The sequence below is a fragment of the Nocardiopsis sp. iso_237 genome (assembly GCF_056173345.1).
Genome location: NZ_CM149669.1, coordinates 2,380,378 through 2,396,263, shown reverse-complemented (window position 1 = coordinate 2,396,263; position 15,886 = coordinate 2,380,378). Strand labels below are relative to the sequence as shown.

Genomic DNA, 15,886 nt, shown 5'->3' with positions numbered 1-15,886 from the left:
GTGGTCTGGTGACCGTGCCCTCACGTCGAACTGCTTCCGGTGTCCCCAAGCCTCTGTTCTGCTCTTTCCAGCGCGACCTCCCAAGGAAACTGTTCGAAGGCCTTTGAGCCCTGGCCCGCTGGGTGGGGAACGAATCCGCGTTCACCTATGAGCACCTCCACGCCCTCCTCTTCGAGCGCAGCCACGTTCTTCTGGAACGGGGCGCGTCCGGCGTACGCCGAGTTCACGAAGGGCAGCACCACAACCGGTATGCCCAGACCGATGGCCTCGTTGAGAACGTCCAGGGCGTAGTTGCCCGCGATACCCACAGCGAGCTTGTTGATCGAGTTGAAGCTGGCCGGAGCGACGACGATGGAGTCGGCCTTGGGGGAACGTGGGTCGCCCGGTGCACGATGTTGGCTGCGCACGGGGCGGCCCGTCAGTTCCTCGATCATGCCGGTGTCGAAGAAGGACACGGCGGCAGGCGTGGCGATCACCTGCACTGTCCAGCCCCGTGCCTGCGCGGGGCGGATGAGTCGGTGGACTTCTCCGGCTGGCCCCGCCGCGCACACGACGACGTAGAGCGTGGTGGAAGCGGGCATCAGGCCACCCCGGCCCGCTCAGCCAGGTGTCCGATGTCCCGTTTGAGGTGGCCGGTCGACCGCGTCCGGAGGTCGTTGATGAGTCGGTGTACCACTGGCCTCTCCTTCAGTTCCTGTGGTGCTAGTCGTTCCGCTGTGATCAGTGCCCACTGGGCGTAGGTGCGTGCGGTGTCCAGGTGCAACGCGACTTCACGTTCCACTGGAACACCCGCTGCAGGGGAGATTTGCGGTGCGTGGAGCCACCGCCTGTCCGGCGTCTCCGAGTTCGACCGCCGTGCTCACGCGGTGCAAGAGCACGTTCGTGGGCCCGAAGGCGGTCCATTGGTGGTTGTGGTCTCCGTCCAAGCGACGAACAGCGTCTTCTGCCTCGGCGAGCAGAGAGAGCGCTTGGGCGCGATCCTCCTGTCGAGCCGCAGCCACGGCGCCGATCAGCATGAGGGAGCCGTACACCGAGATCGCTTGTGCGGTGGAAGAGGCGTTCATTGGCTCCAGGTGCTTGGCAGTGCTCACCGCGAGGTCGGCCGTTCGGTAGTGACGTTCGCGCATGAGCGCTCGGACGTACGAGTCTGCAGTCGTGGGTGGAGGTGCCTAGGCGGGTGGCGACTGTGGTCAGGAAGGTCGGCGGAGTGCTGGGGCGCTCATGGGCTTTACGGTAACCGCAGCTGCGCCAGGGAGTCCGGGATCTGGCGAAACGCGTCGCTCCCACGGAAGCTGAGAGCGCTACGCCACTCCAGCCGAAAGCCCCCCTTCAAACTGAAAGGGTAAACCCGTTTCCTCACGAAACCTTACGGATTTCAGCGCCTTTCGAGCAGCCAAGAACGAAATACCCTCTTTCCCATTGGCGTGCTCACCTGCATGAGCCAATCGGCGGAGTCTGAGGTCTGGCACGCAGGGCATAATGGCAGCGCAGGGCGTTCTATGCTGAAGATTCACGACATCGAAGGTGGAGGGTGTCCCTCGTGCTGTGCGGTCACTGCGGGCATACGCGCATCTCTGCCCGACGGGGTGGATGCGCCTGCATCCCCGAGACCTTCTGGCAGTCAGAGCTGGTACTTCGCGCGGTAGAAGACCAGGACGCGGCGGTGGTGATCCGCTTGGCCTGCCACCAAATCACCGGGCTTTCCCAGGAGGGCGTGGCCCGGATGACGGGGCTGGCCTCCAGCACCATCAGCCGCATCCTCGCCGGCACCCCCCTGACCCACGCCGACCGCGCCCGCCAAGCGTTGGCGGGGATGGGCGCTCCACCGCCCCAACCACGCACCACGACCGCCCCGAGTGCGGGCCTTGCTTCGGTGCAGCGTCTAATGGAGCGACCCGAACGCGTCGATGGCGCCGCCGTCGCGGTCCTGGGCGCGATGTTGGCAGCCCAGCGGCGACTGGACGATCACGTGGGCGCCGAGGTCGTGTTGCCCTCGGCCCGCTCGCATGCGCAGATCATGGCCGTGACGGCTGATCAGGCCCGCGGACCTCATGCCCAAGCCCTGAGGGTGGTGGCTGCTGAGTGGGTCCAATTCGAGGGGTGGCTGCTGGCCTCCACCGGAAGGCTCAACCAGGCGGTGGGGGTGCTCGATCGTGCTGCGGGCCTGGCCCAGGAGTTGAACGAGGGAACGTTGCTGGCTCAGGCGCACAACTTCGTGGCATACACCGATCGACGCCGTGGAGACGTCCCGGCGTTCCTGTGTGGGTTCTTGCGGGCCTATCACACCCCCGGGGCGCACCCCGCCCAGCGTGTAGGGGATGCGATCCAGGCCGCCCACGGGCACGCCCTGCTAGGACAACGAAGAGACGCCCGCCATTTGCTGGACGAGGCCGCGACCTTGGCCGAGTACGCCGCGACCCTGCCACCCCCGCCCACGGCCTACTGGCTCAACGAGCAGTTTCACCGGCTGAACCTGGGGTTGGCCCATCACGGTTTGGGCCAAGCCGATGTCGCGGTCGATCTGATCTCCTCAGGTCTGGCCGGTCTGCCCGCTGACCAGCGCACCGCCGACTGGACCGTGGAATACCGCCAGGCCTTGGAAAAGGCCCGTCAGTAAGAGCAGGAAGGGAACATTGTGGTCTGCGGCAACTGCGAGCTGACCTGGGCGTTGTGCCAGTGCGTTCCCGCCTGGGTTATGGCCGATCCTCAGTTCCGTACGTGGGTCGCCCACAGGGACCTGACCCCCCTCGTGAGGTTCCTGTTGGCCCACACCGACCTAAGACAAACCCAGGTCGGTGCTGTGTTGGGCGGGCTGCGCCAAGGCACCGTCTCCAAGATCAACTCCGGTGCGCTGCGGGTACAGGACCGGCGCACCCTCGAACATGCTCTTGCCCGGTTCCAGAAAGGACCACCCCCCTCTCAGGTGTCAGCCCCTACTCCCAGGGAACCCTCCTCAGGAGAAAACGCCACCTGGGGGGAGCCCGGCGCCTTGGCCTGCCTGGACACCGCACTCGCACACCAGCCCACGCGACGCTCAGTCATGGCCACCGCGAGCTCCGCCCTAGTGATGGGCTGGGCTCTGGCCGATGCCCCACCCATCGCGCCCCCCACAGTCCCGCCCGTTTCCGACTCCCTGTGCGACCAGTTCGCCGAACTGGTCGATGCCATCCGCATGGCCGATGCACAAGGCGGGGCCAGCGCCACGCTGCGCGCGAGCGTGCGCCCCCAGCTGGCGTTCATGCGCCGCCTCCTGGACGAAACCGCAGTGACTCCTGCTCAACGGCGCCAGCTGATGAGCACCACCGCCGACCTGACCGGCCTAGCCGGATGGATGGCGGTGGACGCTGGCGACCCAGATGCACAAGAGCTCCTGACGGCCGGACTGCGGCTGGCTCATGCGGCTCACGACCCGCTTCTGGGCGCAGGCATCATCTCCTACCTGACCGTGCACGCCTACAGCCATGGGCAAGGCCAGGAGGCCGCGCTCATGGCCTCCACCGCACTCCACCGTGTGCAGGGTCTGGCCAGCCCGCGGGTGGAGTGTTTGCTGTGGATCCGTCAAGCCCGCGGCCACTCAGCCGCGGGTGATGAGCTGCGCGCCCGAACCGCCATGGAGCACGCCCAGCGCGCTTTCGACTTGGGCCCTCGCCAGGACGATCCTCGATGGCTGTACTGGATCGATGAGGGCGAGGTGGCCTGTCAGAGCGGGACCGTGCTCTTGGAGACTGGACACCCCGAGCAGGCCTTGGAGCAGATCGACCAAGCACTGTTGAGTTATAGCCCCGCACACCGACGCAACCAGGCAAGCGCCCAGGTTCGGGCCGCCAAGACCCTGGTGAGGATGGGCGAGCCCGAAGAGGCCAGTGTGCGCGCTCACCGGGTTCTGGACCAGATCGTGGACCTGAACTCCACGCGCACCAACAAGCAGGTGCGGGAGCTACTCACACAGCTCTCCCCCTACCGTGATCTCACCCACGTCGCGCAGGTCTTCGACCACGCCCGCCCCCTGCTGGAGCCTGTCCTGTGAGCTCACCCGTCCTGGTGCTGTGGGACATCGACCGCACCCTGGTCTACGTCGGCAACACCGACCGACTCATCTACCGCGAACTCGCACACGACCTTCTTGGGCATCCGGCTGAGCACCTACCGGCCAAGGGAACCGGCCGCACGGTGCCCTTGGCTGTGCGCGAGCTGCTGCAACGCAACGGCGCCCCTGACGCGAACCTGGACTCCTTGGTGGAGCAGGCGTTGGAGGAACTCCCGGGCCGACTTGACCAACACCGCGCCCACATGCTTGAGCACGGACACCTCCTGCCGGGGGCCGAGCAGGCGCTGGCAGCCGTACGAGCCCACTCCAGCTGGGTGCCAAGTGTGGTCACCGGCAACCTGCAACGCAGCGCCCGTATCAAGTTGGAGGCCTTCAGGCTGGACCGCTATGTCGATACCGCGCTGGGCGGCTACTCCAGCGACGACCCGCACCGGCCCCACCTGGTGGCCCTCGCCCAACAACGCGCCCGCACCGCGCTGGGGGCAACCTTTGACCGAACGAACACGGTGATCATCGGGGATTCACTCGAAGACGTCACCACCGGGTTGGAAGGCGGAGCGCGCGTGATCGGTGTCGCCTCAGGCACCACACCAGGGCCAGACCTGCGCCAGGCCGGAGCTGACCGGGTGGTCACCGACCTGAGACAGGTAACGGCGCTGAGTGCGGCCATCACCGCTCTCACCACCACCTCGCGGTGAAAATTCGCAAGTGAAGACCCCATTATCGAAAACAGGCCCCTGCTCTTCGAACACGAGGAATAGCAGGAATACCAGGAATATTCCTGTATGGAATGGAGTGATCACACCTCCACTTCCATAGTGGGGGCATGGCCGTACACACCCCTTCACCACCCCGATCGGTGCCCGGGCTCCTGTCGGATTTCGTACACACCACCCCCGGCATCGACCACGCCTTGGTCTTCACCCACGACTGCCTCGTCCACGCCTACTCCTCGGAGTTGTCGATGCAACACGCCGAGCAGTGGTCCGCCCTGCTGGGTGGTCTGTGGTCCATGGCCAACCAGTGGGCCGAGGTCGTCGGACGCGGAGCGTGCGACCACATCCTGCACAAGGACCGGGTCGGTCGCGTCCTCATCCTCCCGGCCACCCCAGGCTGCGGCATCGGTTTGCTGCTCAGCTCTGACGCCGACATCAAGAAGTCAGCATTCGCCGCCCAGACCTTCGTCGGCACCCTCGGCCCCCGCCTTCCCCAGGAGGTTCCCACCGCAGTGGGAGAGGCAACCCACCTCAGGGGGGTCTGGGCAGCATGATCACCGCGCACTTCACCGCCCGCACCAGCCCGCCCCGGGCCACCGCCCGCGCCCCCCGGCTGCGGATCAGCGAGTTCACCCTGGTCGCCCCGGCCTTCCACGCCCCCGCACCCGACCCGGGCGCCGTCGACCCCCAATCCAGGGTCCTGGCACTGGCCTGGCAGGCTCGTCGGCCGCTGTCGGCAGTGGAACTCGCCGACCAGGCCGGTTACCCCGTGGCGCTGGTCATCGTCGCCATCACCCACCTCATCGACGAGCGCCGGCTCGTCCCGTGCTCACCCGTGGCGGCCTCCGGTGGCGCTGGCGCGCTGGAGCAGATGTTGGAGGCGGTGCAGGGATATCCCCCGCAGACCGAGACCGCCAAACTCCTCGTGGTGACGCCCCCTTCCACGGAGCCGGAGCTGCGCTCCTTGTTGGGCCACGTGGGGCCGATCCACCCCAGCACATCAGCCTCCCCCGACCAGGGCTTGGGGGTGCTCTATGCCCTGCAGCGCAGCACCGAGACCCTCAATCTGGCCATGACCGGCGTGTGCGGCCTACCCCCACTCATCGCCCGATGGCCGGACCTGACCCGTAACGCCGAAGCAATCGTGCTGCTGGTACGCGACACCGACCTGAACCAGGGCCGTGAGACCACAGGGTGGCTATGCGAGCAGAGCGAGGTCCCGGCCGTCATCGCGGTGCATCTGAGCAGTGAGGACGACTTGGATGCAGCGCAAGTACGAGACGTCCTGTCGGCGCCCGCCACGATGCCCGTGGTGATGATCGACGCCCGTGATCCCAGCTCGGTGCCTATGGTGCTGCGCGACGTGTGCCACCACCTCACTCGTCTGGAGGGGTGGGGATGACTCGCATCATGATCGGCGGAGCCGGACATGCCGGTTTGGGTCTGGCCACTGCCCTGGTCCGCTCCGACGCCGACATCCAGGTCGACCTCTACACCATCCACACCACCGAGGAGCTGCTGCGGACCACCCGTCTGACGCAGATGAGCTTCCCCACCGTCTACGAGATGGAACGGGATGCTCACCTGGACTTCTGGACCGGAGCCGCACCAGTCTTTCGGGACATCAGCTTCGCTGTCTCTACAGGGGATGGGGACCAGCAGTCCTTCGTGGGACATCAACGACGCGTCGGCACTGCGGTGGACCATGGAGCTAAGACTGCGGCGTGGCTCCAGCAGGTCGAACGACAGGAACAGACCCATCCGGGCGGCGCACGCATCCACGTGCAAACGGTCCAGGCCCAGACACTGCGATGGTTCGCGGCCAGCGGCATGTACGACCTGGTGATCGTGGCCACCGGTGACAGCGACTCCCACCTGGCGACGCTGTTCCCTGAAGTGTCGGTCTCGCCCAACAAGCGTGTGATCGTGCAGGCGCACTTCGAGGGCGCGCCTGCTGGATCCGACGTGCAGGTGACCACCACACCTCACGGAGAGATCTTCGTCTACCCGGTACTGGCCTCCCACTGGGAACCGGCTGAGCCCGGAATCGACCCCCCGCCCCCGGAGTTGATCCCGGGCACCGCTGTGCAGGTCTACGCCCGGGAGGGTGGGCCGTTGGACCCCACCACCCTGGTCAATCCTGACACCGGTAAGAGCGTGATCAACTACAGCCCTCGCCCGGCGATGCGGCGCACGGCATGGCAACACGCCATGGGATCCCTTACCGTCCACACGCCAGAGTTGGCCACGTGGTGCGCAGGTGCCCCGCTCCTGGAGCAGTCGTTGCTGATGCGCGATGTCACTCCGCGGGTCCGGCGGCCCGTGTCGCATGTCGGTGGCACACCGATCCTGGGGATCGGGGACGCGGTGCTGACGGTGGACCCGACCTCTGGCCAGGGCGCGAACGCGTCCACGCGGGTCGCGGCTGTTGTCGCCGAGCACATCATCGACCGTGTCAAAGAGGGCAAGCCGTTGGCCGACACGGCGTTCCTGGAGGCCGCCTACGAGGACTACTGGGTCCAGCACGGGCAGCACACCAGCGTCTTCAATGAGCTGGTCACGGGGTTCTGGTCCGGAACCCTGCCTGCGTACATGACCGAGCGCTTCGCCCGGAACTTCACCGATCAGGAGCAGGCCGACCGGATGGTGACCGGGTGGGACGACCCTTCCACTCTCGGTTGGCTCCTCAAGCCCTAACTCTTCTGCCCCCTTAGGGCGGCTCAGCCGCCGATGCGAGGTACCCCCATGCCTAAATCAGCCCCGCCACGCCCCAACGAAGCCAACTCCCGCGTCTACAACCGCCTGGTCATGCAGGTCGTCTACACCATCTGGGTGCACTGGATCAGCCACCGGCTGGCCTGGGGCATCTCCAACCGATGGCTCCGCAGCGCGTACAGGACCTGGCCGGGTGCCGCTCACCTGACGATCGGACCCGGTAACGGACGGGCCCTGCGCTACCTACCGACGCGGGTTCAGGTGCTGCACCTGATGGACCTCAACGCCTCCTGCCTGACCATGGCCGTTCGGCTGCTGCGCCGCCGTCCCCTCACCCCCCACGCGCATCTACAGGACGTACTGGTCCAGTGGAAGGACCTGGACGACGACAGTTTGAACAGCGTCGACTGCGTGATGGTGATGCATTGTCTGCGCGGGGCTTCCATCGCGGACAAGGCCGCGCTCTTCGCCGAAGCCCACCGGGTCCTGAAGGTGAGCGGGGTGTTCTTCGGCGCTACCATCCTGTCCGGCGGCACCAACGTGCGCGTCAACTGGTTCGCTCGGCTGCTCCTGGGCATCTACAACGGCCGCAAAAACGTCTTCTCCAACACCGGCGACACCTCCGATGGCCTCCAGGCTGAGCTGCAGGTGCACTTCCCTAACGTGGACTTCCAGGTACAGGGCTGCACCGGCACGTGGGTGGCGGTGAAGAGATGACCACCCCCACCCCTTCTGAGTCCGCGGTCGCCGTGGTGGGCCTGGCCTGCCGCCTGCCCGGCAACATCCACTCCCCCCAGCAGTTCTGGGACGCCCTGCTCACCGGGCGGGATCTGGTGACCGACCACGCGCCAGAGCACCCTCGCGCCGATATCCTGCCCGCAGCCATCCTCACCGAGGCCGAGCAGGGCTTCGACGCCGACCACTTCGGGCTTTCAGCCACCGAGGTGGCCGCGATGGACCCCCAGCAGCAGATGCTTCTGGAGCTCGTCGACGAGGCCTTCCAGGACGCCGGAATGGCCTTGGCCGACTGGCGCGGCGAGCGGGTGGGCCTGTGGGTGGGCTCCTCCTGCCTGGACCAGGCCCTGCTGCGCTTGGGGCCCGGTCAGGGCGGGACCATGGTCGACACCGCCGGCGCCCTACCCAGCATGCTCGCCAACCGCGTGTCACGACACCCGCTCATCGACTGGACCGGCCCCTCGGAGGCCTTGGACACCGCCTGTTCGGCGTCCCTGGTCGCGGCACACCGCGCCCACCAGGCCCTGCGGTCAGGCGAGGTGGACCTGGCCGTGGTCGCCTCAGCCAACACGCTGAGGTTGGACACCCATACCAGGATGTTCGCCGCCTCTGGCGTGCTCTCCGATGACGGGCGCGTGCACCCCTTCGACCACCACGGCAGCGGATTCGTGCGTGGGGAGGGCGGCGGAGCTCTTATTTTGCAGCGCACCGCCGAGTGCCCCGCCACCGGGACACGGCCACGCGCCCTGGTGGCAGGCAGTCTGACCAACTGCGACGGCGCCGGTTCCCCCATCGGCACCCCCAACGTGGCCGGACAGATCGACCTGCTCACCCGCACCTACGCCCTGGCTGGACTGGGCCCACAGGACGTGGACTACGTCGAGGCTCACGCCACCGGCACCGCGGTCGGGGACGCCGCTGAGTCACGGGCCTTGGGCAGGGTGCTCGGCCGGGCCCGGCCCGAAGGCGATCCGCTTCTGGTGGGCGGAGTCAAGCCGAACGTGGGCCACCTCGAAGGTGGTGCGGGGATCATCGCGATGATCAAGGTCATCCTGTCCCTGGAACACGGGGTGATCCCGCCAACCATTCACCACACCACGCCTCTGTCGGCGATGAAGCGGATGGGTCTGGAGGTCCCCACCACCGCCCGGCCATGGCCCCAACGCGATCACTCACCTGCCGCTGGGATCTCGGCGTTCGGGTTCGGCGGCACCAACGCCCACCTCATCCTCCACCAGGCCCCCACCGAGCCCCCGGAGCCCTCGTCTCCCAGCGAGGACACACCGAGCCACCTGATTCCGCTCTCGGCCAGCAGCCCCACCGCCCTGGCCCAGACCGCGGCCTCCTGGTCCGCCGCCATCATCGGCATCGGATCCGTGCAGGAGGTGGCCGCTGCCGCCGCCCACCGGCGTGACCACCACCACGGGGCGCGCGCGGCCGTGGTCGCCGCTGACGCCGACCACGCGAGCCAGGCTCTGGACGCCGCAGCCCAAGGCCGAACGCACCTCGCGGTGGCTGGGCCTCGACGCCCCGCGTACAAACCGGCCGTGGTGTTCGTCTATCCCGGCCACGGCGCCCACCCCCAGTTCCCCGTCGGCCACGACGGTTTGGCGGAGGAGCCGGCCTTCGCCCAGGCTCTGGAAGTGGCGCGTGTGGCCTCCTTCATTGAGGGCACGGAGCTCGACATCCCCAGCGGATTGGCGCGGGTGCAGCCCTCACAGTGGGCATGGCAGGTAGCTGCCACCGCGCTGTTGGAGTCGTGGGGCATCCACCCGGACGTCGTGGTGGGTCACTCGCTTGGAGAACTCGCCGCCGCTCACACCGCGGGTGTTCTGACCCTGTTCGAGGCAGCCCAGGTGGTGGCTGAGCGCAGCCGCCTGCTGGAACAGGTTGCCCAGGACGGTGAACTGCTGGCCACCTCCCTGAGCGCCGTCCAGGCCCAGGAGCTCGTGCGCCCGTGGCCATCGGTCGCGGTGGCCGCGGTCAACGCCGCCGACGCCACCGTGCTCTCCGGCCCCGTTGAGGACTTGGCCGTGCTCGCGGCCCAGCTCGATCAGCAAGGGGTGTGGACGCGCCGTATCAGCGACGCTCCGCCCGCCCATGGGCCGCTCGTCGACCACCAGGCCGAGCGGTTGCCGGACCTGATCAAGGTTGAGCCGCGGCCCGCCAAGGTGGCGTTGTGGTCCACCGCCACGGCCACGCGAATGCGCGGCCCGGAGATGGAGGCCGCCTACTGGGGGAACCAACTGCGCTCCCCTGTCCTGCTGCACAAGACGATCCGCGCCCTGGCCGAACAGGACCGACCCGTCGTGGTCGTGGAGATCGGGGCCCACTCAGTGCTGGCCAGCACCCTGGCCAGCACCCTGTCCCGAGCCCAGGGACGGTACGAGGTCGACCCGCCCTTGGTCACCACCGCCGGACCCTCCACTGCTCACGAGAATCTTCTGATGGCGCTCGGGCAGCTCTACACCTTCGGGTTGAACCCCACCTGGCCCACACCCCGCACATCGACGCCGGTGTCCTTGCCCCTGCGGGCCTGGACTCGCTCAACTTCTCCCGCTTCTCAACCTGCGGGGGCGATCCAGTTGAGTTCCCTGCCCCCTGAGCAAGCACATGCGGCCATCGTCGAACAGGTCACCGCGCTGATGGAGGGGCTGCTGCCGCACGGGAGCAGGGCCCCGCACGGTGATGTGGGGCTGGCCGAGGCGGGTCTGGGCTCGCTTGCCCTGGCTCACCTGTACACCCAGCTCATCGCCCGTCTCCCCGAGCTCGCGGGCCTGCCCGCCCACACCGTGCACCAGTCCAGAACGATGCCCGAGCTACTGAAGGCCGTCACCCAGCACTGGGCCCCAGTACACCCACCTCACTCCTGAACGGGAAGTCCGACTGAAATGACACCCAAGGTCCAGCAGCACAGCGTCATCGACGCGGCGCTCATCGGCATGAGCATGCGCGTGCCCGGTGCTGCCAGCGCTCCTGATCTGTGGCAGGTGCTGCTGGACCCCAGGCGAGGCCACCACCACGGAGTGGAGCGGGGCCCGATCACGCAGACGTTGGTCCGCCAGCTGATGACCGAGGCACTCGTTGACGCCTCCCTGCCCGCCCGTGCCCTACGAGGTACGCGCACGGGTGTCTACGCGTGCACGCACCCTGATTTCCAGGGCGATCCGGGGCTGGCTACGGATCTACACCACCACCTTGGTCTGTCCGGAACGACGACGAGCGATGTCTCGAAGACCACGGCGGTCCCGCTGCTGCACACCCTCCACCTGGACCTGCGCACCAGGGCCGTCGATCACGCCATCCTCATCGCCCTGGACGAACACCATGACCTGACGCGCGCCATCGCACTGGTCTTCACCGCCACGACCTTGGCCGAGCGCCACCGGGTCTACGCACACGTCACCGGCACCTGGACCACGACCTCCCCGATCGACGACGACTCCCAGGTTGAGGGGCGCGCCCTCCACCAGGCCCGGTCCTGTCCCGAGCAGGTACGCCTGCGGCAGACCAACCCGCTTCCCGACGACGCACCCTCCCCCGAGCCCCTGTACCTCCCTGAGCGCTTGGACGTGCCGGGCAGCGTGCGCGGCCTGGTCGGCGTCGCGGCGACAGCGCTGGCCCTGCACCACCGCCACTACCCCACCCGCAACGCGCTCAGGGCGCTCAGCCGTTCAGGCCCCTTCGAGGTGCCTGCGGCTGTGAGCTTTGAGCGCGACCACGACCGGCGATCCGCCACCGTGCTCCGTAGCGCACCCCCCTTGCCCCGTCCCGCCCACCACGATCCGGTGTCCCTGCCTCACATGTGCCCTGTCTCAGCCTCGTCCCCTACCGACCTGATCCACACCGCCCGCCTGTGCGCTGAGAAGGCGCCCGCGGCTGGATCCGTCACCACTCTGGCCGACACAGCCCTGGAACACTCCGATCACCACCCGGTCCGGGCAGCCGTGATCGCCACCAACCTTGGCCAGGCGATGCAAGGCTTCCGATCGATCCAGGACCACCACCCCAACAGCGACGTCATCGGCCCACGTCTCGTGCCTCAGGTCAGGCCGCAGCTGGTCTACGTCCTGACCGGTCTGGCTGGGGTACACCCCAACGCCGGCGCTGAGCTCATGAGGTTGGAGGAGTACGCCACAGCCGTCGAGGAAGCTCGACGGGCACTGGGCGAGTACAGCAGCGACCCGGTGTGGGGGCCAGGTCAGCGGCTGGTGAACACACAGGACCACCACCACGCCACCTTCATCAGTCAGCTTGCGCTGGCCGCGGCCTGGCGCGCCCGGGGACTGATGCCGGACACGGTGGTGGGCTGCGGCACCGGTGAACCCGCAGCCGCGGTGCTCGCCGGGGCGCTCTCGGTCCAGGAGGGCGCACGCGTGGTGGTCGCACGCGCCAACGCCGTGGCCTCACTACCCCAGGCGAAGAACCTGCTGATCCACGCTTCACGGACCAGGATTGCGCCCCTACTCGCTCCTCTGCGTGACCGGGTGCACGTAGCGGTGCACCTGCACCCCCAACTGTGGTGTGTGGCTGGCCCGCCGGAGGAGCTCGCCGACCTGGAGCGCACCTTGCGCGAGCGCGGTATCGGCACTCACCTCGTGTACGGCGACGCCGCTCACACACCCTCCGCGCTGCCGCTCAAGACCGTGCTGTCCCAAGCGTTGCGTGGCTTGCGGTCCCGTCCTGCCAACCGATCCCACCTGGTCACAGCCAGCCCCTCCCCGGGTCGTGGCCCGCTCCGCTTGGACGCCACGTACTGGGCGAACCAACTCTGCGCCCCGCCCCACCTGGGCGCCGCGCTGCGACTGGCCACGGACACCACACGGCCGAGCGTGATCGTGGAGGTGGCGGCACGCAGCACGCTGGCACGCCCCCTGATGGACGCCGTCGCCTCCCGCCACGACGTCATATCTCTGACCTGCGACCCAGCGCAGAACGCCCATGCCCTGGGCGAGCTCTACATCCGTGGCCATACCCCTCAGCCCGTCCGCAGTCGATCCAACGCGCACATCGTGCTGCAGCGGCCAGCCCAGGCCTCAGAGGATTCCTCGGTGCTCCTGGGCCCGGCCCCCGAGCACACGCAGGACTTCCTGCTGCGCCTGGTGGCCCGCATCGCGGACTCGGAGGGTTCCCTGGCAGCCACACACACCTGGGCCGACCTCGACCTCAGCGAGTACGACCTCGTGCGACTGGTCCGCGACCTACGTCAGGTCCCCGCATGGCGTGACCTGGCCACCGCTGACGTGGATCCGCACCAGCCCCTGTTGGTACTGGCCAAAGCCCTGGCCGCCCGATTGGAAGCCGCGTAGGTCTCCTCAACCCCGCTGCTCCCCTGTACTCCGCTTCGCGGAGCAGCAGCAGAATCACGACCCAGACCCCCGACCTTCTGGACTTGGACATGGAAGCCGCCTTCAGCCCGCACGCCAAGTGCCGCACGGCCGACCCCGACGAGCTTTTCGTCCTCGGGGCCGAGCAGAACAGAGCCAAGCTCATCTGCCGCGGTTGTCCCGAGCAGACCGCATGCCTGGCCGAGGCCCTGGACCACAGAGTCAACTACGGGGTCTGGGGCGGTATGACCGAGCGCGAGCGCCGAGCGCTCCTGAAACGCCGCACAGACGTCACCAGCTGGCGCGGGCTGCTGAGACGGGCCGAGGCGGACTACGGCAGCGCTACCACGTAGCCCAGTTACTGCCCCCACCCCCGTCTTTCGGAAGGAAGCCCGCTTTGTCACCCCTGGAACACGACATCGAACCGCCTACGGTGATCCACCAACCCAACGCAACCTCGCCGCAGGGCACGAACTTTGTGACCATGGCCGACGTGCAGGCGGCCCTGCTCGGAGCTGGAGCTAGCGAGCAAGCCCGTCTACAGGCCCAACTGCTGCACCAGAGGGCCCCGCGAGTCAGAAGCCTGGTGCAGGGCAGTCGTGACTGGACCGGCGCTCTCCTTCGCGAGCTTCGTCCGTGGGACCTAGAGCAGGTGGTGGACCTGGGGTGTGGAATGCCGCGCCGCTCACCGTCTCGTGGACCCGACCCGGTCGACACTCACGAATACGCCTTCGCGACCGGAGCGCATCGCTGCGCCTACGTGGACGTGGACCCCGCAGTGGTCCGAGCTCGTCGAGGCCTGCCCGGATCGCGAGGTGGCTCAGTCATAGCCGATATCACCGATACCAACCACCTGCACCATCAGCTGCACAGGTGCGGAATCGACCCCGGTCGGCCCACGCTGGTCCTGCTCGGGTGGGTGCTGGCCTGCTTGGATGACGCCCAGGCCACCCACGTTCTCGGCTTCCTCGCCGACCATTTCACCACTGGCTTTGTCGCGCTCTCACACCTGAGTGGGTTGGGGCCTGCTCCTGTGGGGTTCACGCGAGCCACCGGGCACTATGTGCGCACGCGTTCGGCCGAGGACCTGAGGTGTCTCCTGGCGTCGGTAGGCCTTGTTCCTCACCAGGGCCCATCCCCGCTTTCCTCATGGCCACTACCTGACTGTCCGACCCCTGGCACTGAGGTGCTCTGTGCGTTGGCTTCGTTCGGCGGCGACCGGTGAGCGAGAACTCTTCTCTGGTCGAGGCCTTGGCCAAGCTCCACGGTGAAAGCTCCCCGGATGAGCTGCGGGCGGTGTACGAAACGCACACCACCGTCACCGTCGCCCATCTCGCCACCGCAACTGGCCGCGGCACCAGCTGGATCTCACGACATCTTCACCAAGCGGTGGCGGTGCTCTTGGCCGCCCAACAGCGCTCACACCAGCGCGGAATGGATCACGGCTATGTGGTGGATGAGGCTGTCATCCGCGGTCGTGTCGGCAGTGCACGGGTGATGGCCGAACAACTCACCGTCCTGCGCAGCCTGGCTGAACAGGGGCATCTGCGGGTCCTTTCGTGGTACAGCGGCCACCGTCCTGCCCGGGATTCCTTCGAGCTGTGCTGGGTCCCCGGGGTGGACACGGTGCTCTACCACCCCAGCACTCGCACCCTCCACCACGGAGCACCTGCCCGAACCGGGGGTGCGATGCGTGACCACCTGAACGAGTTCGCCCACCTGTGGGAGGAGGCCGAGAACACCGATGCCACGGTGCTCCTGATCGACCAGGCCCGCGCCTCGCTGCTCGCCTCCCCCTGGCCTCGCCGATCTGAAGAGACATGACGACTCAGTTTTTCTTCCTTGAAGACCACCAGCTGGACCTCAACGACGACTCGCTCCAGGCCTTGGCCTCGGCCACACACACCACCTTGACCTGGTGGACGGTGCCCGCCCACCAGGTCGCGGTCATCACCGCTCGGGTGCGCACCCTGGCCACGCTCCTAGCGGCGTGCTCGACCCCTGAGATCCGACTGCACCTGACACGGGACGAGCACGTCCAAGCCGACGTCACCGCCCCCACTGGAGTGCTCCTGCACGACCTGCCCACCTGGCAGATCCTCCATGACTGGACGCACACGCGCTACACCACCAGCTCCGCTCGAACCGGGTGCGCCCAGCTCGACTCGCTCCACCAGACCCAATGTTCTCCGGCCACAAAACGTGATGCGCGGTGGAGCGCGTGAGCGCCTCCGCCACGTCGCTGGCCATGATCATCCCCCCACTTCACCGAGCACGAGCTCGTCACCACCACCGTGTGCCTGCCCGGTAGGGCTGCCGCGCACCGGGTGACCTTCGTACTGAGG

General features: G+C 67.6%; 14 protein-coding genes. 13 read left to right on the top strand and 1 reads right to left on the bottom strand.

Going from position 1 to position 15,886, the window contains the following annotated elements:
- Nucleotides 1–20: 20 nt before the first annotated feature.
- A complete protein-coding gene (locus tag AC0VYM_RS10845; protein ID WP_475461786.1) occupies nucleotides 21–581 on the bottom strand; it encodes a flavoprotein in 561 nt (186 codons plus the stop codon).
- Nucleotides 582–1,531: 950 nt separating this feature from the next.
- Here AC0VYM_RS10845 and AC0VYM_RS10840 point away from each other — a divergent pair.
- The 13 genes from AC0VYM_RS10840 (at nucleotide 1,532) to AC0VYM_RS10780 (ending at nucleotide 15,766) form a co-directional block, all read left to right on the top strand.
- Nucleotides 1,532–2,617 (top strand): helix-turn-helix domain-containing protein, encoded by a 1,086-nt coding sequence (locus tag AC0VYM_RS10840; RefSeq protein ID WP_475461783.1) that lies wholly within the window; start codon nucleotides 1,532–1,534, stop codon nucleotides 2,615–2,617.
- Nucleotides 2,618–3,040: 423 nt separating this feature from the next.
- Nucleotides 3,041–4,027 (top strand): hypothetical protein, encoded by a 987-nt coding sequence (locus tag AC0VYM_RS10835; RefSeq protein WP_475461780.1) that lies wholly within the window; start codon nucleotides 3,041–3,043, stop codon nucleotides 4,025–4,027.
- On the top strand, nucleotides 4,024–4,746 hold the full coding sequence (locus AC0VYM_RS10830; protein WP_475461778.1) for an HAD family hydrolase: 723 nt from the start codon (nucleotides 4,024–4,026) through the stop codon (nucleotides 4,744–4,746). Before AC0VYM_RS10835 ends, AC0VYM_RS10830 begins: the two co-directional genes overlap by 4 nt.
- Nucleotides 4,747–4,874: 128 nt before the next feature.
- Nucleotides 4,875–5,318 (top strand): roadblock/LC7 domain-containing protein, encoded by a 444-nt coding sequence (locus tag AC0VYM_RS10825; RefSeq protein WP_475461775.1) that lies wholly within the window; start codon nucleotides 4,875–4,877, stop codon nucleotides 5,316–5,318.
- Nucleotides 5,315–6,166, top strand: a complete 852-nt coding sequence (locus AC0VYM_RS10820) for a hypothetical protein (protein ID WP_475461772.1) — start codon at nucleotides 5,315–5,317, stop codon at nucleotides 6,164–6,166. The genes AC0VYM_RS10825 and AC0VYM_RS10820 overlap by 4 nt, the downstream gene beginning before the upstream one ends.
- 8 nt (nucleotides 6,167–6,174) lie before the next feature.
- Complete coding sequence (locus AC0VYM_RS10815; RefSeq protein WP_475461769.1) at nucleotides 6,175–7,461, top strand: hypothetical protein; 1,287 nt, start codon at nucleotides 6,175–6,177, stop codon at nucleotides 7,459–7,461.
- Nucleotides 7,462–7,509: 48 nt separating this feature from the next.
- Entirely contained in the window at nucleotides 7,510–8,196 is a 687-nt protein-coding gene (locus tag AC0VYM_RS10810) for a class I SAM-dependent methyltransferase (protein WP_475461767.1), read from the top strand.
- On the top strand, nucleotides 8,193–11,087 hold the full coding sequence (locus tag AC0VYM_RS10805) for a beta-ketoacyl synthase N-terminal-like domain-containing protein (protein WP_475461764.1): 2,895 nt from the start codon (nucleotides 8,193–8,195) through the stop codon (nucleotides 11,085–11,087). Before AC0VYM_RS10810 ends, AC0VYM_RS10805 begins: the two co-directional genes overlap by 4 nt.
- 18 nt (nucleotides 11,088–11,105) lie before the next feature.
- A complete protein-coding gene (locus AC0VYM_RS10800) occupies nucleotides 11,106–13,523 on the top strand; it encodes an acyltransferase domain-containing protein (protein ID WP_475461762.1) in 2,418 nt (805 codons plus the stop codon).
- A gap of 89 nt (nucleotides 13,524–13,612) precedes the next feature.
- Nucleotides 13,613–13,894: a WhiB family transcriptional regulator gene (locus AC0VYM_RS10795; protein ID WP_475463003.1), complete on the top strand. Its 282-nt coding sequence runs from the start codon at nucleotides 13,613–13,615 to the stop codon at nucleotides 13,892–13,894.
- Nucleotides 13,895–14,025: 131 nt separating this feature from the next.
- A complete protein-coding gene (locus tag AC0VYM_RS10790) occupies nucleotides 14,026–14,766 on the top strand; it encodes an SAM-dependent methyltransferase (RefSeq protein WP_475463001.1) in 741 nt (246 codons plus the stop codon).
- Complete coding sequence (locus AC0VYM_RS10785; RefSeq protein WP_475461760.1) at nucleotides 14,763–15,365, top strand: Scr1 family TA system antitoxin-like transcriptional regulator; 603 nt, start codon at nucleotides 14,763–14,765, stop codon at nucleotides 15,363–15,365. The genes AC0VYM_RS10790 and AC0VYM_RS10785 overlap by 4 nt, the downstream gene beginning before the upstream one ends.
- Complete coding sequence (locus AC0VYM_RS10780) at nucleotides 15,362–15,766, top strand: hypothetical protein (RefSeq protein WP_475461758.1); 405 nt, start codon at nucleotides 15,362–15,364, stop codon at nucleotides 15,764–15,766. The genes AC0VYM_RS10785 and AC0VYM_RS10780 overlap by 4 nt, the downstream gene beginning before the upstream one ends.
- The last annotated feature ends 120 nt before the right edge of the window (nucleotides 15,767–15,886 follow it).